The following is a 23,102-nucleotide window of genomic DNA, read 5'->3' on the forward strand; positions in this document are numbered from 1 at the left end:
CAACCTATCCATCCACGCTTAATCCCACGGTGAATACTAGATTTAAATACATCCAATGTTAAAGTTCAACTGGTTGCTCCTCCACCACAAGCAGGCTCATTTAATGATTTAAATACATCCAATGTTAAAGTTCAACTGAACTTTACCAAAATGGCAAGCATAGCCCGGAACAATTTAAATACATCCAATGTTAAAGTTCAACGCTTGTTCATTTCTGCCAATTGCTCCCGCATCCGTTATTTAAATACATCCAATGTTAAAGTTCAACCTGCATATTCGTCTTTACTTACCTCCACAAATCCATATTTAAATACATCCAATGTTAAAGTTCAACGGATCGCCAAAATAGGGACGCCCGCTGCTATCCAAATTTAAATACATCCAATGTTAAAGTTCAACTCCCAAAAGTACTTTTTTATCTTCTTCCCGCAAAGTAATTTAAATACATCCAATGTTAAAGTTCAACGCGCCGCCTCCGTCCTTATACGTAATCGTAATGTCATTTAAATACATCCAATGTTAAAGTTCAACAGGACGCCCCCCTTTTGAAATCCGAACGATACCGAATTTAAATACATCCAATGTTAAAGTTCAACAGTTAAATTCTTCAACTCTCGGATTGTATTTTTGCATATTTAAATACATCCAATGTTAAAGTTCAACGCGTTGTTTGACTCCGAAGTCGAGCGCATCGTTTAATTTAAATACATCCAATGTTAAAGTTCAACGCCCTGCTCAACGCCTGCGTCAACGATTTGCTTAAATTTAAATACATCCAATGTTAAAGTTCAACTTCCGGTAAGTCAGCGATCATAAACGGGTATGCGCATTTAAATACATCCAATGTTAAAGTTCAACGATAGATTCGTTTTATTTCCGCCTACGTTGCTGTAAATTTAAATACATCCAATGTTAAAGTTCAACAAAAAATGTAGAATCTAGATGGATTTACAAGGATAAATTTAAATACATCCAATGTTAAAGTTCAACAGACACCATATTAGACGGTTAAGGGGGTTGGCATGAATTTAAATACATCCAATGTTAAAGTTCAACAGAATATGACGGCAAAAAAATCTGCTCTATATATATTTAAATACATCCAATGTTAAAGTTCAACAAATCCTCAATAACTTGCGGGTAAAATTCCTGCGCTATTTAAATAAATCCAATGTTAAAGTTCAACAAGACCAAGTTTAGGTAATTTGATTTTATTACCTAATTTAAATACATCCAATGTTAAAGTTCAACGTTTACAGGCTGGACAGGCTTACGCGGTCTGTGCTATTTAAATACATCCAATGTTAAAGTTCAACTCGCTTGAGGAAGACGCATGGGATGTATTTACCATATTTAAATACATCCAATGTTAAAGTTCAACGGAAATATTTCCAGCTGTTACATTTCCAAGATTTGCATTTAAATACATCCAATGTTAAAGTTCAACATCAGCCCATTCCTGATCGTAATTGCCATCCGGATATTTAAATACATCCAATGTTAAAGTTCAACATCACAGGGCAATTGATCGGTGGAGTGCATGGAGCGATTTAAATACATCCAATGTTAAAGTTCAACCCACCCGGCACGTGTTCCGGTAGCTGCCCAGGTGCAATTTAAATACATCCAATGTTAAAGTTCAACCGGTGTGATCCCGCCGATGGTGTCCGTCCCTGTGCAATTTAAATACATCCAATGTTAAAGTTCAACCGACATGTTCCCCATGCTCCCGCCACCCTTAAGCTTATTTAAATACATCCAATGTTAAAGTTCAACTCAAGGTAGGTGTCCGTATGTTTTAGCATTTCCTCTATTTAAATACATCCAATGTTAAAGTTCAACACCATTAACAGGCGCTATAGTCGCAAGGGTACCATCATTTAAATACATCCAATGTTAAAGTTCAACCGAACATTTCGGAGAGATAGCGGAATTTTACCGGCATTTAAATACATCCAATGTTAAAGTTCAACAATCCCTGGAATTAAACATAATTCCGGCCTCATCTAATTTAAATACATCCAATGTTAAAGTTCAACTATGGCGCAACAACGCCAACCAGTCCCCAATCCGGATTTAAATACATCCAATGTTAAAGTTCAACCCCGGATTCGGATGAACCTGCAGGGGATCATATGAAATTTAAATACATCCAATGTTAAAGTTCAACAAAATAACAAAGCGTACATGGTCCGGATTTGTAAATTTAAATACATCCAATGTTAAAGTTCAACCTGTAATCTCGGGACCGATAGATTTTCTAATGTCATATTTAAATACATCCAATGTTAAAGTTCAACGTGGATGGTGAAAGGTTAAGCAGCATTGTTTTCAGATTTAAATACATCCAATGTTAAAGTTCAACACCAGTAGCTGAAACTTTGTCGGCTGTGCTCTGTAGATTTAAATACATCCAATGTTAAAGTTCAACCTCCCGTCTACCACACGGTAAAACCGGGGGACACGGATTTAAATACATCCAATGTTAAAGTTCAACATAGTCGGCAAACAAGCTGATTTGCAAAAGTCGCTATTTAAATACATCCAATGTTAAAGTTCAACGCTTAGTCAAGCCAAAACCGCGGACGGATCTAATATATTTAAATACATCCAATGTTAAAGTTCAACTCATCTATTTATGGGTCTTTGTCGCAGTCTGCTAAATTTAAATACATCCAATGTTAAAGTTCAACAGTTTTCTCCGTTTAAGAGCGGGACTACGTACGTTGATTTAAATACATCCAATGTTAAAGTTCAACGGCGCTGGCGGCGTATGAGTTAGTCAACAATATAAAATTTAAATACATCCAATGTTAAAGTTCAACTGTTTGCTGTCATGCTATCGATCATTGCGTCTTTGAATTTAAATACATCCAATGTTAAAGTTCAACTCTTATTTGCAATTGCTACTGGCGCCCGTTTCAGATTTAAATACATCCAATGTTAAAGTTCAACGCGTCTGCATCTGCTTTAGTGATTCGCGCCGCAATTATTTAAATACATCCAATGTTAAAGTTCAACCATCCGGATTGATTTTCTGCCAGATAAAAGATGATATTTAAATACATCCAATGTTAAAGTTCAACTTCTTTGTAAAGATAAATTGGCAGTTGAGCAACTGAATTTAAATACATCCAATGTTAAAGTTCAACTACAAATTGTTTTACTTTTCCATAGGCATTAGAAATATTTAAATACATCCAATGTTAAAGTTCAACACGGTGGATTTAAATAATCCGACTATGCCGCTGGAATTTAAATACATCCAATGTTAAAGTTCAACGCCGTCGATCAAGATGCCTTCGCTGCTGATGTTGATTATTTAAATACATCCAATGTTAAAGTTCAACTAAACCCGGCCTGCGCAAACTGCGGGCTGTACTCATATTTAAATACATCCAATGTTAAAGTTCAACAGGGTCTATTTCTACGCCTTTTTTAACAGTACAGTCATTTAAATACATCCAATGTTAAAGTTCAACTAAAGCCGGCGGAGCGCAAGGCGTGGATTAAATTTTATTTAAATACATCCAATGTTAAAGTTCAACCCCAGTATTTTCAACACTTACTGCAAGTATACCTCAGCTAGAGACTTTGGTACAAGTGGATTGTTTGTTTTTTCCCAACCGTTATCGTTTTTTTGATATGTCCATCCAAATTCCCTCAGAAGCCTTTTATACCAAGTGATCGCCGGTTGTGCCGTATTTATTCGGTTGGGAAAAAGTGAGTCATAAAAATATCGATTCTCCATCTCCCGGGTTTTTGCCGATTGTTTCTTCATCAAAGTAGAACTCACTTAAAAACTTAACAATAGAAATGAAGTCTTCATCTTTATGAATTACTTTATTAAGCTCTTTTTTAAGAGAAATTAGCTGTGATGGTGTAATAGCACCGCGAAAAACAGATTTTTGATGATGATATAAATATTTTTTACAAATTTTAAAAACCTTTTGTACTCTTCTTTCATTTATATCATAAAATAAAAATACATAGTTAAAATTAAGCGACTTTTTTGCCCCCACTATACCATCTCCTTTGCATTAAAAGGGATAAAGGGTTGATCCTCCAAAATATATTTAATTAATTTATAGGCATCCAACCGTATTGCTGTCTCTAATGTTACTTTTCTTTTAAGGCGCGGATGAAGAATTACACTTGATAACCTTTCTTCCAATGCTTCAATAAACACTTTTCTTCCGGCTTCATTTAATAACGCATAGTTCAAATCTTTGTCAAAATGCTTCCCGACCTGTAACTTCCGGTTATTTACAGTTTCAAAAATTGTTTTAAAAACAATAATTGGCTTAAACACCTCACATAAATCAAGTGACAAAGAAAATCTGCTCTCCCCAGGTTCATGCAAATAACTGATGGTTTGGTTTAAATGCGTACGGTATATCTGTGACAATGTTTTGCTATATAAAATAGTATTTCCAAAAGAAATTAAGGCATTTATCGGATTATCCGGAGGCCTTCGTACACGCTTATTCATTACAAAACTTTCAGGTAAAAACAGGTGAAAAGTACCATAAAAATTCCGCCAAATTTCTCCTTCAATAAATAATATTTGTTTGATTGAAATTTCTTTTTTTAGTAACTTTGGTACTTCTTTTTTAAGCCAATCAAGGTAAGGCTTCAAATCCGTTTTTCCATGCTTATAATAATGATACAAAACATAATGGATATTTTTCGCTATCCCGTTTACAATTGACTTAGCAACATCCAATCTTTTCGTCTCAAATAACTTTGCCTGCATTACTGTTAATTTCCCACTTACGAGCTGCTCTTTCGGATAAAAAGTGCCGGAATACTGTTGATAATAATTAAAAAAATGAACAATGACACCAGCGTTAGATAAAAAATGAAATAGTTTGCTATTCAAAGATATTTCATTTAAACAATAGATTTCTCTTACACTTTCAATAGGAATATAGGTATGGCCCCGTTCATTTTTAAAAACAAGTGAGTTATCTTTCTTTTTAAGCTCTCCCATGCTAAGTAAATATTTTGTAGATTTTCTCATTTCCCCCTCGTCTCCTTAAAACAGACTTGCTTACAAATCAGATTTTAACTTGTCCGTCATTCGTTTCAAATAGCAGAATAATTGACTCTCTTCTATACACTGATGGAAACAGATTTTGAAAGAAAGATTTCCTTCGCTTCCTAAAAATAGCTGTAAATGCCCACTTATAATTCCGCAAGATTTAGGACAATTATTTAGGGCTTGCTGAACGAATCCGATTTTGAGTTTGTCTGCAAACTCTGTCTCAAAATATAGCAGAATTTTTTTGCGAAAATTATTGATTTTATCTTCTCCATACGACGAATTGACTTTCGAGTGCAAGCTTTTCACTGGATATGTTGTAAAATCCTAGTATTTAAATGGTGCCAAAGCTGACAGCAACCTTTCTAAATCCAGGCATTTTACTTATTCAGCAAACCCTACTTATTGAACAAGTCTACACATAACAGTACTCAAAATATGCACATTTCTTGCACTTTTTGTCATTGAGGGGAGCTATTGGATATTCTTGCTCGAGATACGTATTCATATCCTTTAAAATTTTTTCTAGTTGTGTCTCCATCTCTTCATTCAGTTCAACATAAATCACTTTGTGATTTTGTTTATTTTTTTCTTCAAAAGTAATCTTCCCTTGCTTCTCAATCCCCTTATCTTTTAATACTTTAAGATAATAGAGAACCTGCCATCTCACTGCTTCCACATCTGCATCGGATTTCTTCATTTCCACGAGATACTTATCTGTAATCTTATCCACTTTAATATTCTCGATAAGCACTTCGGTATTTCTTTTTTTCTGAAGTTTAAGTTCATGAAGTACTTTTCCGATACGGACGTTCTCACTGTTGTCCTCCATGTTCACCCTGTTTGCAAATAACCAGCACTGACGTTTGCAATGGAAATAATAGTTGACCATTGTTCCCGTAATATTCATATGAAAATATCCTCACTCGTCTTTTGATATTTTTGCGGGTTAAACCGCTGCATGTGTGTAAAAGGATCAATTTCCATATACAATTCCCCTTTTTCAACAAAATAAAGATTGCCAAGTTGATCGTCATTTATAACAGGTTCACCAAAAATATTAAATGTAAAGTAATCCATGATTTGCCGCAGTTCGGATAATTTTACTTGGCGTTCAGCATAGTCCAGTTGACTGTCTTTTAAAACACTTTTGTATTGGTTCCATATTTCTCTTCCGTCTACTTTCTTCTGATTATCAAGCTCCAGCAAATATGCAATAAATAATGTATTGGTCTGTTGTTCGATAAGTTTCATTTGATCTGCTACCCCGCCAAAATTTAGGCTTTGAACCATATAGAGAAAATGTTCGATGTTATGATTATTCCTTTCCTGGCTTGTTTCTATCAATCTGCGAAAGACATTTTGATAAAAGCGATGAAAATCTTTATTGATCAAGTCATTTTGATATTCACGATCCCGCAAATCTTTTTCAAGACGGTAGTCATTACTGTTTTTCAATTTTTTTGAGACATCATCCAATAAAAAGAAGTAGGCATGGCAATCCTCCCTCAGGCAGGATCTGTTGATTCTTCCGATCATCTGCTCATCACTATCCAATGTTGAAATGTTTTTAAACCCGATATCCATATCAATATCCACCCCGGCCTCTACTACCTGGGTCGCAATTAAAATCACATCCTGTAATTGAAATACTCCTTCTTCTTTTTTATTTATCGCTTCAATTACTTTTTTTCTGTAATAGCTATGGTCGTCCCCGGTCAACAGTATGACAGGCCGCTTCTTTTCATATTTTTCAAGAATCCGGCGATGAAATTCACGAGCGGACCGTTTTGTTACAAATTCAAAAAGGATTCGTTTCGGCCCTTTTTCAATAATCAATTGGTCGAGGAACTCTTCCAATTCATCAAAATCCATCGTTCCTTTCTCTAAAAGTTCGAAATGAACGTGAACCCGATCCTTAAAAATGGGATTTTCATAATATTTTCTGGCATTTGGCAAAAGTTCAGCTGCTACTTCTTTTCCATGCAGGAGCAACCGGTCTAGCTTTGGCAAAGTGGCTGACATAATAATGATTTTCATATTTAACAGTTCACTTAAAGACTCCAGGAAATGAATAATTTCTATCCACCGATCATTCCGGTAAGACTGAATTTCATCTAAAATGACAACACTATTACAAAGATGGACAAATGGCAAATTGGATTCACGCCCCTGTCCGAAAAGATAATTAAAAAAATTAACATGGGAAGTGACCGTGATCGGATACTGCAACATCTGCCGCATAAGCACTTCTTCTTTTAAATCTATTGGTTTTTCTCCATGATTCCGCTTGTCTTCTTTTGTAATAATGGGTGTTACTGAATTTACCACTTTTATGGGGACTTTTGTCTGAAAGTGGTCCGGAAAAATCTGGTCTAAACTGGCCTTTGTCTGCTCTACTAAAGTATTAAACGGAAATACATAAATTATTTTATTCAGCGACTGGCCACTTTCCAGTAGCACTAAAGCAAGGTTAATTGACATATTTGTTTTCCCGCTGCCGGTCGGGCTCTCAAGATAGAAAATATTTTTATCCAGTCGATTAAGCAGTTGTGTTTCAGCTTCCAAAAAAATTTGGGACCTGAGCGAATTGATAGGGATATCATCAAAGCTGGAAGGATCTTGTTGAAAGCGCCGAATACCTTTTAATACTTCCGTATCTTCATATGTTTTTCTTAAGTCCTTAATGTGATGCTCTGTCAAATAACGAAATCCGGGTTTCTGGCCTCCGACATTATACGTATAAGTTGCATAAAAGTCGCATGCTACAAGTGCAGAGTAAAACAATTTCATTAAGATATAGAATGAAAAAGGTTCGTGGCTGTCCTGTTCTCTTTGGTAGTCCTCTACACCAGTAAGCTCAAATTCGGCAAATTTTTTTGCCTCCCGATAAAATTGAATATAGTACGGATGTCGTTGGATACGGCTGCAAAGTTCCTCCAGTGCATCAAAATAATTATCATCGCTTACATTTTCTAGATAAGTATGGTGTCTTGATATCATATAGGTAAAGCAATACAATACATGTGCCATAAAGGCTTGGTAATTTCTTGGAACCTTTTCTTCTATTTCTGAATAAAATATATCTAAAAACAGTAACGAAGAAAGCAACGAATGTTTTGAATCCATTTCTTTTTTTTGAATATCAACTTGCTCATTTTTCATTTTCTTACTTTGAAATGCCGGATTAATTTTTCCAAGGTCATGCAGATAAATTCCTTGATAAAACCATTCCGTGACCAAAGATTGCAGTGTTTCTGGCAAAGACTCACCTTTAAAACGCAAAGCATTAATACACCTTTCTACAGCCTCCTTCAATCCGTTTTCTTCTTCCAACAAATGCACAAAATCCATCACCAGCTTGGAATGCTCTTCCAATGTTTCAGGTTTTGCTCCTCCAATATGGGCCAATATTGGAGGAGCAGCATCTATATATTCTCTAATACGACGCAATGCCGCTCCCCCCCTCGATTAAAAGAAAAATAAATTTTTTTCTTCGGCACAATAAATTACATTGCTATTTTGTATCTTATTTACAACTTGATTTGTAAAAAACATTTGTTCAAAAACATAACTATTTAATATATCATCCATTTTAATAGGCAAAAACTCCTGATATAGATAAGGCCCCGTTCTGCTTCTTCCAAGGTCTACCCCCTTAGAACAAAATAAAGAATCGATACATGAACCCGGTGCCCATGCGTTTTCCAGTTCAACTTCACGTACTTTAGTAATAGAAGCTGGATGATCATTTTTTCCCAAATAAGGTAGATATACTGATTGATGGGATTTTAAGCGGTTAAAAAGTTCCATGCAAATCTCAGTTCCGTCATCCAGCAAATAAACAGTCCAATGTGGATTTTCTAGCCATTGTTCCTTTATAATAAGGTTCTGACCCTGTTCAAAACTGGCATATCCAACACTATTATTAAAAACCTGGATTTTTTTAGAGAAATAACCCCGGTCTCCATGTGGTACTATGCTTACTTTTAAATCCTTCAGTTTTTCATAAAACTCAGGATACCGGTTTGCCTCATTATCGCCGTTCGCTTTTATATCACGGCTTTGTGCTTCATAACCTTTAAGCCCGAGAATCGCCCCAAGCATTCCTAGAAGAGCGATCTTGTGAATGTGGCTGTAAGTAAAATAAATATTGGCATTCACGTCGGGTTTTTTAAAAAAGGCAGTTCTCCCCCTCAATTCAAATGCGAGCGCTCTCAATATTCCCACATCCTTTACAACTGCTCAAAGGTATAGATGTTTTTTTCTGCAAATAAATTTGTTTCTTTTTTCACAGCAATTCTTACAGGATTATAAAATACTTCAATCAATTCTATGTCGTCACCAAATTGGGAGAGAAATTGTTCTAAGGCCACCAAATTATAAATGATTTGGCTGCCTTCCTTCCAAACTTCCACATAACTGTCCAACTGCGGCAAAAACAGTTCACTACCCTCACGGCAAGTCACAAAAAGGGCCAGTTCGTTTTCACAGCCTGCTTTACTGTTTGTGTTTAACGCTGTCGCACCGCGCAGAAGTCCTTCCTTTAATTTTTCGTATGCTTCGATAGTATAGCCCTCAAATCCATCGAGAAGGGAAATATACTCATCATAATGATTATAATTTACGCTAAACGGATAGACGTAATGGGCTTCATTACTGACAATTTTTTTACCGAGAGAAGAGGCATCCGCATCAGACTTATTCGCGTTACGGAAAGGTGATAAAATATCCTGAATTTCCACATTTGTGTCTTCGTATTTATTTAGGCCCTGTCCAATCTGAACCGCACCGGTCAGACCAATATTTTGTTTTTTAACGGCGAAAGTAGCTCCGAAATTCATTACATCAACAGCGGAAAAAAGATTTTTCAGCACTTCTTTAGAAGGTGTTTTGTCAGTCAACTCAGTTTGGAATACTTCCTGATACCGCTCTGTCAAATCTTTTGGCTGCAGTTTTGCTTTGTCCCCACCTTTATCCTGAACAATATAAGATTTATAATAAAGCACCTTGTCACCTTGATTCACCCAGTACCGTTTAATACTATATTTCAGTGCCTTGTCACTGCCAAACACAATTCCTGTACTGGTTGTCTTGGGCCGACCTGTAAAATCTGCATTCCAGTTCGACATATATGCGCCAATTCCGGCAATCCCATAAATTCTTTTATTTAGCTTCGCCATCTTGTTTATCCTCCTCTTTTTTATTTGATTGCAGTAGCAAATTTTTCCCAATTAATCCCGCGAGCAAATAGTTCTTGTTCGTCTCGTCTATCCTTTCTCTAGAAGTTAAATAGCCAAGCACCATAGACATTGCATTTTTAACAGTCATATAATTAAATTTAATTGCATGGCTGTATGTTTCAAATAAATCTCTTAAATGTCGTTTTAATTGATCGGCATATTTTACCTGCATGATCGGTTCAGCCATCCCGAAGTTTTTGTCTTTCGCCTCGGATTGGAAAAGCAAATAATACCCCAGTTGCCCGGCAAGAAAATAAAATTCCGGATCACTTTCGCATTCTACAAATGTTTCTTTATCTTTTAGTTTTATACTTAATTTTTCATATAACGCTTTTGTAGTTGCAGCCAAAATGCTCCCCTCCTCATATCCAATGAATTTCATTAAAGCTGTCCGCAACAAAAAGGCTTCGGCCGTTTTTTTGAAATTAAGCCCTTTACTCGTTTTGCATATTTGTATTTCTATAAGCTGCCGCGAAAACTTTTTTATAAACGGCCTGATTGTTTGATTTGTTCCTTTAAAGATAAAGTCATACAATGCTTGCCTTGCCATGACATAAATCGTCTGCATTTCCCCCGGAAATTCATTTTCTTTTACTTTCGGGATGTCCGAATTAAAAAATCCGTATTTTAAATAATTATTAAAAAACAACTCATTGATCTGGTGGTACATTTGTCCTGTTGATTGAATTGGGTCATAATATTTAACATATTTTTGGGCGTTATCTTTTTCTTCAATTTGCAAAAAATTTTCAATTTCAATTAACAGTTTTTCCCTGCTTTTAAATGGCACTTGTTCAAAATATTCAATGCTTCCATTTTTATCCACACGCAAATGAATACTTCCAGGATCTCTCCGAAGCCGCCTCTCCCTGTCAATTGCAAAAGGATTGCTGCCCGGAAGTATATGTTCTTTAAATTTCCCTTGTTGTTCCAACCATTTAGAAAGATCTTTAATCACAAGTGCCTCCTCGACTGTCACACGGGTTGGCACCTTTGCTTTCATCGACTTTAGTTCTAAATAAGGTTTTTTTGCATTCATACTCACGTCATAGGCTGGCAGGCCCAAGATTTTTCCGTGATTAAGCTGATTATAATCATTTACATTAAAGATTCTTGGAAGTACATATATTTGGTATTCTTTCCGATAAATATCCTCATCAGCATCAAAAAAAATTTTGATATAGTTATCAATCTTATTTTCACGGATAATCTCTTGAATGATTAATAAAAATTGATCGAAATATTGTCTCCAAAAGTCTTGGACTTTCTGGTAAAGTTGTTTACGAGTTTCAGAGTGCAGATATTCAACTAATTTACCGTATTCTTTTTTAAAAAAATCCTGTCTATCCGCTAATTCAACAGATTTCTTATTTTTACTTTTCGATTGCAGCGGATACAAATCAAATAGTTTTTCCCCTGCTTTAGGTAAATAATCTGTATAAAACTTTTCCAAATGCGGGTATATTTCCGAAACCGGAAATTTTGCTTCCTTGTCCATAATAATATTTGACTTTACAAACAAGGTTAAGCCATTGGTATTATGAAACTTTTTTTGGTTATCCACAGCTTTATTGGTGCTATCATACAGCAGAGAGCTGTAATAATCCCTAATCTTAAACCACTTTACAATATCTTTTTTTGCGGCTCCAACTTCTTCTTTCTTTCGAATGATAGCATATTCAAGATTTGCAAGATTTTCTTCCAGCGTCCGATCTAAAAAAAGGCGAAAATAGGCTCCTTCTTTTAGATCATAGTTGTCCAAAATTAGGCCTGGGTGCTCATTTAACTCCTCAAAAAATTTGGGTACAAGATCTTTTAGCATTATTCTCCCCCTTTCCATAGCCTTCTCACGATTGAAAATGTTAGATTGCTATGATTATTGCTTCAGCTATGGAAGCAAAGCAGGTTAACCCATCAGTTTCTGAAGTCAATCGGATAATTCATGGCAAAAAGCACGCCTTGTCTCGTCGTTGTCCTCAGTTTAATTTTAAAAAATTCGCAAAGCAAAACGAAGTACCGAGAGAACTTCCTTTCTCTAGCAAACCTGCCCCCAAAACAGTAAAAGCCAGTTTTTGAGATGCCTCATCCGAATTAACAAAAATCCTTGCTTTATGTCCAAGCAATCGGATGTTTTTATAAGTCATCGCAATCGGTTTACGGTTTGTAATTTTCACCCTTTGTACAAACTGGGAGCAATTGAGCTCTTCTTTGTAAAACGTTTTATATTTTTTTTCTGCATTCATATGCATTCTTTCCACTAATAATCCAATACTGTGTTGATTTGGCATCCATGGTTTGTTGTCAATCGTGGCAATAAATGGTGTAATTGTAACCAATTCTGTTATCGGCTTATATGCCACTCGTTTCTTTTCTGTCGCAAGCACTTGGAACGTTTCGCTGCTAACTTCCTTCATGCAAGAAATCAGCGAAGTAATCATTTTTTCATCCAATGAGCGGATACGGAAAACATAGACCTTTCCCGCTTTATATAATTTTGACTGCGTTTCAACAGGATAAAGGCCTGAAAAGACATATAGTTTCGGCCTTCTCTCCTCATGAAATTTCTTTAATCCTTCTTCTAAAAGCATGCTTTGATTGATAAATTTCCCAAGTGTTTCTTGCAATTCAACAGCACGAATATTCCTTTTTAGCAGGGTAGTAATAATGTATTCAGTATAATTCATTTTCTCACCACCTTTCCAATTTTCAATGAACTATAATGGTATTTTAAACCATTTCAAAAAAATTGTAAATGGTTTATTTAATAAAAAATATACTTGATAAAGGTTTGTGAATACTTGACATTTACTTTCATGCCGCTATCCAGTAGAATAATGTTATCGTCTTGAACCATAACCTTTTATGTATTTAAACAGTATTTTTTTTATTAACTAACAATATTGTTGAACTTTAACACGTTGTGTATGGAAGCCGCTCGTAACAACAGGTAGCTTAAAAAATTGCATTTCACTTCAAGAATAGTTCTCCCCCATCCTCAAAAACCCCCGCAGCCAAATAACTGCGGGGGTTTTTCCACCAGGCTGGGAAAGTTCCAACCAGGTAATTCTCTTTTATACACCCAGCCATCTCACGGGGAAGGAAAAGCCTCGCAATCAGGAGGGCCGTGAAACATCCTTGCAGAAAGTGCCGGAGCTTCAATCCCGGGCCAGCTGCTTGGATTTTTAGAAACGCCGATCCTTGAACGTTCAAAGCCTCCTTATGCCAATCGCCACCCGGCCGTAAATGTAAATGCCGCCACATTCCCTTTACATGCCCAGCAGTTCTTTAATTTCCTCTTCATTCAGGCTGTTCAGCATGGTTTCGCCCGGCTGGATGACTTTTTCGATCAGTTCTTTCTTTTTCTGCTGGAGTTCGTATATTTTTTCCTCAATGGTGCCGCGGGCGATCAGGCGGATGACCTGGACGACGTTTTTCTGGCCGATGCGGTGGGCGCGGCCGGCCGCCTGTTCTTCCACAGCCGGGTTCCACCACAAATCGTACAGCACAACGGTATCGGCGCCGGTCAGGTTTAAGCCGGTGCCGCCTGCCTTGAGCGAAATCAGAAAGACATTTTTCTCGCCGCTATTAAACCGGTCTGCCATTTCGACCCGCTCGCGTGATGGCGTCTGGCCGTCGAGATAAAAGGAATCGATGCCCTCGCCGGAAAAACGCGACCGGATCAGCTGGAGCATGCTGGAAAACTGCGAGAAAATGAGCATCCGTTTTCCGTTTTCGATTGCCGCATGGGCCAATTCAACGAGCTGCTCGAGTTTTCCGGACTCGCCCCGGTAATTCTCCACAAACAGGGCCGGATGGCAGCACAATTGCCGCAGACGGGTAAGACCCGCGAGAATCTTAATCCGATTCCGGTTAAAATCCCCTTCAGCCAATGTTTGGGCGGTTTCATGCCGGATTCTGTCCAAATACGCCAAATAAAGTTCTTTTTGCGGTTTCGTCAGCTCGGACAATTGATTCGTTTCGATTTTATCCGGCAGCTCTTTCAACACATCTTTTTTGACGCGGCGCAAAATGAACGGCCGCACCATCCGCGAAATTTTTTCCTGCTCCATTTTCCGGAATTCGGATAGCGGCGGGAAAAAGCCCGGGAGAACCGCCTGAAAAATCGACCATAATTCATCAATAGAATTTTCAATCGGCGTTCCGCTTAACGCAAATCTTCTCCCTGCCTGCACATTCCGGACGGCGGCGGCTGTTTTTGTCGCATAGTTTTTAATCGCCTGGGCCTCATCCAAAATAAGGGTGTTGAATTCCATTTTTTCATACTCCCCGATATCCTGGCGCAGTGTCGGGTATGAGGTGATCAGCACATCCGGCAGCTCGCCCGCTTCAAAAAAGGCTTTCCGCTCGGAAGGCGTGCCGGCAATAACCACTGACGACAGCCCCGGTGCAAATTTTTCAATCTCGCTTTTCCAGTTGTAGATCAAGGATGCCGGCGCTACAACCAAGAACGGCTTGATATCCGGATTTGCTTCTTTTTCCGACAGCATGTAAGAGATGCTCTGCAATGTTTTTCCGAGCCCCATGTCATCAGCCAGAATCCCGCCAAGACGGTAATAAGCAAGCGACTTGAACCATTGGAACCCGGTCACCTGATAATCACGCATCTTCGCCTGAAGCCCTTTTGGCAGTTCAAAATCCGTATCTTCCGGATTTTTCAGCTGCTGGACAAGCTTACGGAACGCTTTGCCAAATTTAACGGCGTATTTATCACGCGTTTTCATCAGCTCTTCCACCTGGAGCCCGCGGTAAACCGGGACTTTGAGGCGGTTGTCTTCAAGCTCTTTTTTCGAGACATGCAGTTCATTAAGGAGCTGCCCGATATGTTCGAATTCATCGCTTTCAAGGGAGACAAAAGCCCCGTCCGGCAGCCGGTAATACCGTTTTTTCTCGATGACGGACCGGAGCACATTGCGGATTTCTTCTTCATCAATGCCGTCCATGTCAAAATTGACTTCCAGAAAATTTCCGCTCGTATCCATATCCACCGATGTAACCGGCGTGTAGCGGCTTGTCTGAAAATACGATTTTATGCCGCCTGCAATATACACTTCCGCTTCTTCTTCAAGCTGCGGTAGAATAGTAAAAATAAATTCGTACAGCGCTTCTTCATCGTCTTCCAAATACAGCTGTTTGCCGTTATATTTGAGCGGGGACTGTTCAATCATCGTCATGATTTTCTGTTCTTTTTCCACATCGCGCAGCAAAATTTTATCATCATCGGCGGTCTCTTCGTCCGTAAACGGATCAATGACACGGGAGCCGTAATGATGCTCAATCCGGAGCGTAATTTTTTCGTCTTCGTTGTCCATGAAAATTTTCGTTTGCAGTTTTGGCTGGACGATTTTCCCTTTGATTTCATTTGTAAGCTTTACTTTTCCGATCCGCTTCAGGCCTGGCAGCACATTGGAAAGGAACGGGCTCATCTGCTCTTGCCGGATCTCTACTTCATCGCCGCTGTTTTTGTAAAAATCTTCGAGCGCCTTTAAGAGAACAAGTTGCTCATCGGGCGTTTCATAAAAAACCCCTTTGTAAAATGCAAGCCCGTATTGTTCAAACAAAAGCAGGTCCCTTAAGCTCTTCAGCTGCAGTGAAAAGCCCGGGCCGCCCTGTCTGTTGCCGTCAAGCCGGAAAGAAAGCGGCAGTTCTTCTCCCGGTTGCACCGTAATCGAGTCTGAGGCATAACGCCCATATTCAAATTTGCACTTGCGGTTTGCCAGCTTTTCTATGAGCGGCCTTGCGATAAACGGAGGAATAACCAGTTCCCGCTCAAATGTATATCTGTACCAATTATCGATAGAAGCCTCGTACAGTTGCTGGGTGGAAAGCATAAAAAGCAGCATCTCCACAATTTCATGATCTTCTTTTTCAAACTCATATTCATCCGGATCATAAGTGAAGTTTTTCGTAAATTCATGCGGGTTCCCGTGGCTGACATGGCCAAGGAATTCTTTTATGTTGCGCACCACATATGTCCGGCCAGGCCCAATTTTAAATTCAATGGTTAAAAAGTGGTCAGAGCCAAAGCCGGAAATGTTCGTAGCTTTTAAAAAATATTCAAGACGAAGCGGCTTTCTCGCGGCATGGTGTTTGGTTTCCATCATGCTTTGCTGAAGGCCGGAAAAAATATTCATCAATTGTAAAGTTTTCATATTCTGGTGCGTCTCCGGAACATCGCCAATATCCGGTTCCGCCACCTCTTCCTCCCTATTTGCAATCGCAAGCATGGCCGCCACTTCATGCTTGCACTCGCCGTATTGTGCAAATGCCGGGCACGTGCATTCGTTTGCAAATCCCCCGAATTCTTCGTCATACCGAACGGTGACGTAATAGGTTTTGGATCCTTTTACGATTGCCGTCCAGGTAAATTCCATAGTAGAATCAGGTATCAATTTTTTTACCCGTCCTTCAAGGTAATACCTCATTCCTCTGCGGAAAATAGCGGGGGAATACATATCTTCAACATCTTCTTCAAAAAGCAAAAGCTCAACCAATTCAGATCATCCTGTTCGTATTTTCTCCTGAGTACCATTATACAATAACAGGCACATAAATACATTTTTTGCCCGAGTTGAATCGTTTGTAGATTGCGTTGGATTATTTTAATATAAAAAAGATATGACATCAATAAGGAGGAATCCCCATGGTAAAGACAACATCGCCGCGTGAAGCGCACTATGATATCGATCCGGTCTATTTGGAAAGATGGTCACCGCGTTCTTTTTTGGAAAAAGAAGTACCGGAAGAGGTGCTTTTGAGCTTGTTTGAAGCAGCGCGCTGGGCGCCGTCCGCTTATAACCACCAGCCTTGGCGCTTTATTCTTGCACGTACAAAGGAAGACAGGGAAAAGATTCTGTCGTTTCTCGGAGAGTACAACAGGATGTGGTGCAAGAACGTCCCAGCATTTGCGCTCATTCTCTCGAAAACGGAAAGTGAAACCGGCCCGATCGGTTCACATGCTTTTGATGCGGGCGCAGCATGGGGATATCTTTCCCTTGAAGCCGTCAGAAAAGGGCTCGCCACGCATCCGATGACGGGCTTTGATTTTGAAAAAGCACGTGAAGTATTGAACATCCCGGCCGATTATGCAATTGACGCCCTTATTGCCATCGGGTACCGTGGTGAAAAAGAGGCACTGCCTGCTTCCCTGCAGGAAAGAGAGACGCCTTCTGCACGCAGGCCTGTGAAAGAATCGGTTTTCGAGGGAAGTTTCGGAAATCCGGTAAAATAAAGTCGGCAGAAGGGATCCGGAGCTTGACCAAAGCAACAACGGATCCGGCAACGGCCGTGGGAAAGCTGTTTACAAATGGAAATGGAACATCGAAAAAAAGCGGTGAGCCTGGCTTGCTGCTTTTTTAATGTTTTGTTCGCAAATGTGAAATATATCACAAATTCTTGACAACCGTCCGGAATCCATTGTAATTCCGTTGCAAACGCTGTATTCTAAAAATGTAAGATATGTGAAGGAATTCACATGAAATGATCATTTTATCTTGAGGAGATGTTCAAAATGAAATGGTATCATGATTCCAAAGTCAGCATTATCTGGGCAATCATCCGCATTTGGCTCGGCATTCAATGGCTGGAAGCAGGTTTCCATAAATTGACAGGAGGGTTTGACGCTTCCGGATTTTTAAAGGGGGCTCTGGCAAAAACGGCTGGCGAAAATGCCGAAGTTCAAGGCTGGTACGCAGCGTTCCTCGCCCATTTTGCCGTACCGAATGTCCATGTTTTTAATGTGCTGATTCCTTATGGGGAATTGCTGGTCGGCCTTGGCCTGATTGTCGGGCTGGCAACCATCCCGGCATTAATTGCAGGCGCGTTTATGAACCTGAATTTTATGCTTGCCGGCACAACGAGCACCAACCCGGTCCTTTACACCGTCGCCATCATTCTGTTGTTTACAGGCAGCGCATCTTACTACTGGGGACTTGACCGTATCGCCATCCCGGCAATAAAAAATTATTTCCAAAACCGGGCCCATAAACCGCGCCCTGCCCATTAACCGGTCCATTTCAAAGCAAACCTTTTCCGGGTTTGCTTTTTCATTTTGGCTTTAAACTGTTTAATTCCGCATACAAGGGGAAAAGTACAAACATACGAAAAAAGAAGGGATGTGGTGGATGATGAAAAAATCAATGGCCATGACAGCAGTCGCTTTAGGTGCCGCCTATTTATTGCGGAATAAAAGATCACGCAGTAAACTGATGGACCAACTGTCTAACTTTGCAGGCGCGAAAAAGTGAAAAATCCCGGCCTCCCAAAAACGGGAGCCGGGGTTTTTTATGCAGCCGGATGGTTTACATTTTTTTCAAAAGCGGTGTTTGTTTCAAAGCGGACAAGTCTTTTGCCCCGATTCCGAACATGGCAATCTTCAGCTCAAGCTCTGTTTGTTCATAAGTAGAAAGCAGCGCATCCACTGAATGTACTGCGTCGTGCAACAGTTTTCTTCCGAATCCCGCCAAGTCGGCTCCGAGGGCGATGGCTTTGGCGGCATCCACCCCGTTTTTCAAGCCGCCGCTTGCGACCAAAGTGCCTTTTAGGCCAAGGTTGCGGGCCTGGGTAAGGCACTCTGCCGTCGGGTTTCCCCAGCCCGAAAATGCCTCTGCTGCCGCTTTTTTCAACGGATCGGACGTTAAATATTTTTCCACCTGGCTCCACGATGTCCCGCCTGAGCCGGCAACATCAACAAAAGAAACACCAACAGAATAAAGCTTTTCAGCGAGGCGACCGTTGATGCCCCAGCCGACTTCTTTGGCGCCGACCGGGACTTCCAGGCGGCTGCAAAGGTCTTCAATTTTCACAAGCAGATCTTTAAAATTCGTATTGCCGCCCTTTTGGAAGACTTCCTGCAAGGAGTTAAAATGCAGGATCAAGGCATCCGCCTCGGTCAGTTCCACAATCCGGCGGCACTCGTCAATCCCGTAGCCGTAATTCAGCTGGACGGCGCCAAGATTGGCCAAAACCGGAATATGCGGCGCAACATCCCGCACCTGAAAAGTATACGCCTGTTCCGGGCTTTCCAATGCAGCCCGTGTCGACCCTAACGCAAAGGCCCAGCCTCTTTTCTCTGCCGCCTGCGCCAGGTTCCGGTTAATGGTGCGGGCCTGGGCAGTGCCGCCGGTCATGGAACTGATCAAAAACGGGGCTTTCAACGGTTTGCCAAGAAAAGCCGTTTCCGTCGAGATTTCTTCAAAATCCAGTTCAGGCAGCGCCTGATGTTCAAAACGATATTTTTCAAAGCCGGTTGTTATATCTTTCCCGGCGACATTCTCCTCAAGCACAACACGGATATGTTCCGCTTTCCGCTTTGAGATAGATGAATCTTCCATTTTCACGTCACCTTTCGTATGGAAGCCATTCCTTCCTGTATCGGTTTGCAACCAGAAGCCGTTTCTGGCTTTACCCGGCATTTTCATCAAGCTCTATGCCCTCATCGCCTCTGCGAATTTTCTTGTAATCAGCTGCGGCCTTGTAATGGCTGAACCCACCACAACTGCAAACGCCCCGAATTCGAGCGCTTTTTTCGCTTCAGCCGGCGTATTGATATGCCCTTCTGCAAAAACGGGAATCGCCAAGGCTTCCACAAGCTTCTTGAGCAATGCAAAATCGGGCCCTCCCTGTTTCGGAGAATAGGAGGTGTAGCCGGAAAGCGTTGTGGAGACACAATCCGCACCGAGCCTTGCTGCCTGCAATCCTTCTTCATACGTCGAAATGTCGGCCATCACCGGTAGGCCGGCTTCATGGATATATCCGATTAAACCGGAAAGCGTTTCGCCGCCCGGGCGTTTCCGGCCGGTTGCGTCAAGCGCGATCATATCCGGTTTTACGGCAAACAGCTCGTCAATTTCTTTTTTTGTTGGGATAATATACACTTCTGAACCTTCGTAATCCCTTTTGACAATGCCAATGACAGGCAGCCCTGTTTCTGCTTTGATGGCCCGGATATCGTCAGCGCTGTTTGCCGGGATGCCGGCCGCTCCGCCTTCTTTTGCTGCGAGCGCCATTTTCGACATGATGAACGGGCTGTGCAAAGGTTCATCCTCCAGCGCCTGGCATGACACAATCAGCTTTCCTTTTACCTTGTCAAACATTCCAAATCCTCCAATATCCGTTTAGTCCTCGTCTTTGATGTCCGGATCTTCAGGAAGCGGTTCATTCAGCCATTCTTCCACAAGCTGCCTGTATTTTTCGAGCTGTTGCAAATAAATATCAAACTGATCCCGGTTAATCAAATACTGCTCTCCATCATGCACGGCGCGTATGCGTCTTTGCAGGATCAGTTTCTCAATCACCGGTTCCGGCAAAGACAGATATTCCGCTGTTTCCTGAATGGTTAAATACATTGCAGGCACCCCGATTCATCTTTTTTTGGAATACGGACAATACAACGAGGCTTTCAATCCCGGATCATATTCACTACACAAAATGAAGCCGGATTAACAATAGAAGGAGCCAGATTACGCCATTTTATATCAGCCCGTGTGCGGAAAAAGCGGCACAAAAGCCTGTCCTGATTAATTTGCGGATGCCGCATTCGTTCCGGCACGGCCTTCTAAGATTATTATATCATGCATGGAGTTGATGTTCTTCCATCCAATACACTTCCCGGATATTGATTTGCCTGCGGAGTTTGCAGGCAGTCTCCCTTGAAATTTTCCCCCGTTCAAACAGCGCCTGCACAGCGTTTCGCTCGGCCTGAAAAGCCTTTTCCTGCAGCTCCCTTTCCATCTGGGTATACTTCAGGGATGCCTCCATATTTTTCGGCTTGTTCAAAATCCGGATAAACTTCCGGTATTCACTGATGACAAGAAACGAAATTTCCCTGTTTTCCTCTGTCATTCCCGATTTAATGGCCCGGATCGCCGCTTCCGCCATTTCAATTTTAATTTGCCTGATTTTCGCATAACGGTTAATCCGCTGTTTGCGGCGTCTTTCCTTATTCGGGTAAAAGAGGAAAAGAAACCGGGTGGCGCCTTTCCGGAAAAGGGTCCATAAATTCAAAAACCTGAACTTCATTTTATCGGTAACGGCAATTTCCATCCGGTGAATATATTCAAGGAACAAAAAAGCCATCTCCTGGTCAATGCGTTTTGATTTCATCAAAGCATTAATATAATCCGTTTCCGCCTCCAGCGCCTTCATCCTTGTCTCCGTTTCAATCCGTTTGAATTCAAGTGAATCTATTTCACTTTTTTCCGCTTTTAATTGATGTAGCATATTTTGATAGTTGTCAATCACAGCCGCTGCCGCTTCCCGGTTCTCGTCATTCACTTCCTCACGCACAGACTGGACTGCCGCTTCCTTGATAAAGATTGAAGCATTTTTTTCCGCTTTACGCTCTGAACGATCTGCCTCATTTCCTTCCCGCTTCGCCAAAAGAGGCAGGAACACACTTGCGATCACAAGCGTCAGCAGGATGACACCGGCCGCAATAAAAATCAGCAAAGAACGATCCGGAAAAGGAGCTCCGCTTGCAATGGTGTACGGAATAGAGAATGCGCCGGCCAGCGTAACCGCCCCCCGGACGCCGGATATCGTTGTAATCGCCGTATGCTTTAGGGAAGGCTTTGCAAGGCGCAGTTTTTTTGACTTCCATCCGACCCACCACACGGCGTACACCCAGAGAAACCGGAGCAGCAAAAGGGCGGCCGTGACCACAACGATATACAAAATCACCGTGCCGTTATTAAAATCCGGGCTTGTCCAAATTTCGCCGAGTACTGCCGGCATTTGCTGGCCTAAAAGGACAAAGACAAGGCCGTTTAAAATATAGGATAAAACTGTCCAAGTACTGCGCGAAACGATCTGGTAGGAAAGATTTGGGGACTGTTCCCGTTCACGCTCAACGGCATGGACCATTCCGCCGGCGACAACCGCCAAAATGCCAGATAAATGAAAATGTTCCGCAACAAGGTAAATGAAAAACGGAGTTAAAATTTGGATGAGCATATGGATCGTGACATCTTCCATCCCGAGGCGGCGAATCAGCACCCTGAAACGGATAATGAAAAATGCCAGCAATGCGCCGCCTAAAAAGCCGCCGATCGAGATGAGCAAAAAACTGGCGCCGGCTTCAGCAAGCGAAAACGACCCAGTGACCGCTGCCGCAATCGCAAATTTAAATGCAACAAGGCTGGATGCATCATTTAATAGCCCTTCTCCTTGCAGCAGGTGCATGATCACGCGTGAAATTTTTACCCGCTCGGAAATGGCGCTGACTGCTACAACATCGGTCGGGGATAAAATGGCGGCCAGGGCAAATGCTGCCGCAAACGGGAGTGAGGGAATCATCAGATGGGTAATATACCCGACCGCAAACACCGTGACAAAAACAAGCCCGAGCGCAAGCAGCAAAATCGGATTCCGCAGCCTCCACATGGCTTCGCGGGATACGTTTCTTCCATCATGAAACAACAGTGGTGCGATAAATAACACGAAAAACAATTCCGGTTCAAGCGGGACATGCGCCCCGACCGGCACGGCTGCAAACGCAAGACCGAGGGCAATTTGAATAAGCGGCACCGGAATAAATGGGATAAAATGATTTAAAATATCGGAGATGCCAACAAGCAAAAGTAAGATCAATAAAATCAGAAACATGTTCATATGGATATTTTTCCCCTTATCCTCTTATGTTTATTAAATCCACTAATACAACTATACCCAAATATCCGTGAAAAGCGTGTAAAAAAACGAGCTGTAACGAAATTTTTGGCGGCGATGGCAATATTTTGATAATTTTATGTTAACGCGGACCGGCCGTTGCTTCAATCTTTTATCTGCCGAACAGGCCA

General features: G+C 40.9%; 16 protein-coding genes and 1 CRISPR repeat array (1 of these 17 cut by a window edge). Of the genes, 3 read left to right on the plus strand and 13 right to left on the minus strand.

Features of this window, described 5'->3' with window-relative positions; all coding sequences use genetic code 11:
- Positions 1–3,548: a CRISPR direct-repeat array (repeat unit 30 nt; unit sequence ATTTAAATACATCCAATGTTAAAGTTCAAC); it begins 288 nt to the left of the window's first position.
- Positions 3,549–3,728: 180 nt separating this feature from the next.
- From cas2 to NSU00_RS12845, 9 genes are all read right to left on the minus strand, one after another.
- On the minus strand, positions 3,729–4,022 hold the full coding sequence (gene cas2 / locus NSU00_RS12805; RefSeq protein WP_017554269.1) for a CRISPR-associated endonuclease Cas2: 294 nt from the start codon (positions 4,020–4,022) through the stop codon (positions 3,729–3,731).
- Positions 4,022–5,023 (minus strand): type I-B CRISPR-associated endonuclease Cas1b, encoded by a 1,002-nt coding sequence (gene cas1b, locus NSU00_RS12810; RefSeq protein WP_118497898.1) that lies wholly within the window; start codon positions 5,021–5,023, stop codon positions 4,022–4,024. The genes cas2 and cas1b overlap by 1 nt, the downstream gene beginning before the upstream one ends.
- Before the next feature lie 436 nt (positions 5,024–5,459).
- The gene (gene cas4 / locus NSU00_RS12815) at positions 5,460–5,954 is read right to left on the minus strand and encodes a CRISPR-associated protein Cas4 (protein WP_340703763.1); all 495 of its coding nucleotides are present in this window, start codon (positions 5,952–5,954) and stop codon (positions 5,460–5,462) included.
- On the minus strand, positions 5,951–8,497 hold the full coding sequence (gene cas3, locus NSU00_RS12820; protein WP_340703764.1) for a CRISPR-associated helicase Cas3': 2,547 nt from the start codon (positions 8,495–8,497) through the stop codon (positions 5,951–5,953). The genes cas4 and cas3 overlap by 4 nt, the downstream gene beginning before the upstream one ends.
- 18 nt (positions 8,498–8,515) lie before the next feature.
- Positions 8,516–9,265: a type I-B CRISPR-associated protein Cas5b gene (gene cas5b, locus NSU00_RS12825; RefSeq protein WP_118497896.1), complete on the minus strand. Its 750-nt coding sequence runs from the start codon at positions 9,263–9,265 to the stop codon at positions 8,516–8,518.
- 14 nt (positions 9,266–9,279) lie between these two features.
- Positions 9,280–10,227, minus strand: coding sequence for a type I CRISPR-associated protein Cas7 (locus NSU00_RS12830; protein ID WP_013860399.1), 948 nt, complete (start codon positions 10,225–10,227; stop codon positions 9,280–9,282).
- Positions 10,211–12,109, minus strand: a complete 1,899-nt coding sequence (locus NSU00_RS12835; protein ID WP_340703765.1) for a hypothetical protein — start codon at positions 12,107–12,109, stop codon at positions 10,211–10,213. The genes NSU00_RS12830 and NSU00_RS12835 overlap by 17 nt, the downstream gene beginning before the upstream one ends.
- Positions 12,110–12,263: 154 nt before the next feature.
- Positions 12,264–12,971 carry a CRISPR-associated protein Cas6 gene (locus NSU00_RS12840; RefSeq protein WP_035188656.1) on the minus strand — a complete coding sequence of 236 codons (708 nt, stop codon included), beginning with the start codon at positions 12,969–12,971 and terminating at the stop codon, positions 12,264–12,266.
- 582 nt (positions 12,972–13,553) lie between these two features.
- Entirely contained in the window at positions 13,554–16,799 is a 3,246-nt protein-coding gene (locus tag NSU00_RS12845; protein ID WP_340703766.1) for a DEAD/DEAH box helicase, read from the minus strand.
- 149 nt (positions 16,800–16,948) lie between these two features.
- Between NSU00_RS12845 and NSU00_RS12850 the strand changes: the two genes are divergently transcribed.
- The 3 genes from NSU00_RS12850 (at position 16,949) to NSU00_RS12860 (ending at position 18,551) form a co-directional block, all read left to right on the plus strand.
- Entirely contained in the window at positions 16,949–17,536 is a 588-nt protein-coding gene (locus NSU00_RS12850) for a nitroreductase family protein (RefSeq protein WP_019722097.1), read from the plus strand.
- Positions 17,537–17,815: 279 nt separating this feature from the next.
- The gene (locus tag NSU00_RS12855; RefSeq protein ID WP_017554259.1) at positions 17,816–18,310 is read left to right on the plus strand and encodes a DoxX family protein; all 495 of its coding nucleotides are present in this window, start codon (positions 17,816–17,818) and stop codon (positions 18,308–18,310) included.
- 118 nt (positions 18,311–18,428) lie between these two features.
- Positions 18,429–18,551: a hypothetical protein gene (locus NSU00_RS12860; protein WP_013860405.1), complete on the plus strand. Its 123-nt coding sequence runs from the start codon at positions 18,429–18,431 to the stop codon at positions 18,549–18,551.
- A gap of 54 nt (positions 18,552–18,605) precedes the next feature.
- Here NSU00_RS12860 and fni read toward each other — a convergent pair whose 3' ends face one another.
- The 4 genes from fni to NSU00_RS12880 form a co-directional block, all read right to left on the minus strand.
- A complete protein-coding gene (gene fni / locus NSU00_RS12865; protein WP_340703767.1) occupies positions 18,606–19,637 on the minus strand; it encodes a type 2 isopentenyl-diphosphate Delta-isomerase in 1,032 nt (343 codons plus the stop codon).
- A gap of 93 nt (positions 19,638–19,730) precedes the next feature.
- Positions 19,731–20,399: an N-acetylmannosamine-6-phosphate 2-epimerase gene (locus NSU00_RS12870; protein WP_340703768.1), complete on the minus strand. Its 669-nt coding sequence runs from the start codon at positions 20,397–20,399 to the stop codon at positions 19,731–19,733.
- Between the two features lie 21 nt (positions 20,400–20,420).
- Positions 20,421–20,651, minus strand: a complete 231-nt coding sequence (locus tag NSU00_RS12875) for an excisionase family DNA-binding protein (RefSeq protein ID WP_013860408.1) — start codon at positions 20,649–20,651, stop codon at positions 20,421–20,423.
- Positions 20,652–20,874: 223 nt separating this feature from the next.
- Positions 20,875–22,914 (minus strand): Na+/H+ antiporter, encoded by a 2,040-nt coding sequence (locus NSU00_RS12880; RefSeq protein ID WP_340703769.1) that lies wholly within the window; start codon positions 22,912–22,914, stop codon positions 20,875–20,877.
- Positions 22,915–23,102 lie beyond the last annotated feature (188 nt).

It is taken from the genome of Weizmannia sp. FSL W8-0401 (assembly GCF_038009125.1).
Classification (GTDB): domain Bacteria; phylum Bacillota; class Bacilli; order Bacillales; family Bacillaceae_C; genus Weizmannia; species Weizmannia coagulans.

Excerpts from the sequence above, each read along its gene's own strand:
- fni (WP_340703767.1), bottom strand. The coding sequence starts at position 19,637 with ATGGAAGATTCATCTATCTCAAAGCGGAAAGCGGAACATATCCGTGTT.
- NSU00_RS12850 (WP_019722097.1), top strand. The coding sequence starts at position 16,949 with ATGGTAAAGACAACATCGCCGCGTGAAGCGCACTATGATATCGATCCG.
- cas1b (WP_118497898.1), bottom strand. The coding sequence starts at position 5,023 with ATGAGAAAATCTACAAAATATTTACTTAGCATGGGAGAGCTTAAAAAG.
- NSU00_RS12855 (WP_017554259.1), top strand. The coding sequence starts at position 17,816 with ATGAAATGGTATCATGATTCCAAAGTCAGCATTATCTGGGCAATCATC.
- NSU00_RS12840 (WP_035188656.1), bottom strand. The coding sequence starts at position 12,971 with ATGAATTATACTGAATACATTATTACTACCCTGCTAAAAAGGAATATT.
- NSU00_RS12875 (WP_013860408.1), bottom strand. The coding sequence starts at position 20,651 with ATGTATTTAACCATTCAGGAAACAGCGGAATATCTGTCTTTGCCGGAA.
- NSU00_RS12880 (WP_340703769.1), bottom strand. The coding sequence starts at position 22,914 with ATGAACATGTTTCTGATTTTATTGATCTTACTTTTGCTTGTTGGCATC.
- cas4 (WP_340703763.1), bottom strand. The coding sequence starts at position 5,954 with ATGAATATTACGGGAACAATGGTCAACTATTATTTCCATTGCAAACGT.
- NSU00_RS12870 (WP_340703768.1), bottom strand. The coding sequence starts at position 20,399 with ATGTTTGACAAGGTAAAAGGAAAGCTGATTGTGTCATGCCAGGCGCTG.
- NSU00_RS12835 (WP_340703765.1), bottom strand. The coding sequence starts at position 12,109 with ATGCTAAAAGATCTTGTACCCAAATTTTTTGAGGAGTTAAATGAGCAC.
- NSU00_RS12860 (WP_013860405.1), top strand. The coding sequence starts at position 18,429 with ATGATGAAAAAATCAATGGCCATGACAGCAGTCGCTTTAGGTGCCGCC.
- NSU00_RS12830 (WP_013860399.1), bottom strand. The coding sequence starts at position 10,227 with ATGGCGAAGCTAAATAAAAGAATTTATGGGATTGCCGGAATTGGCGCA.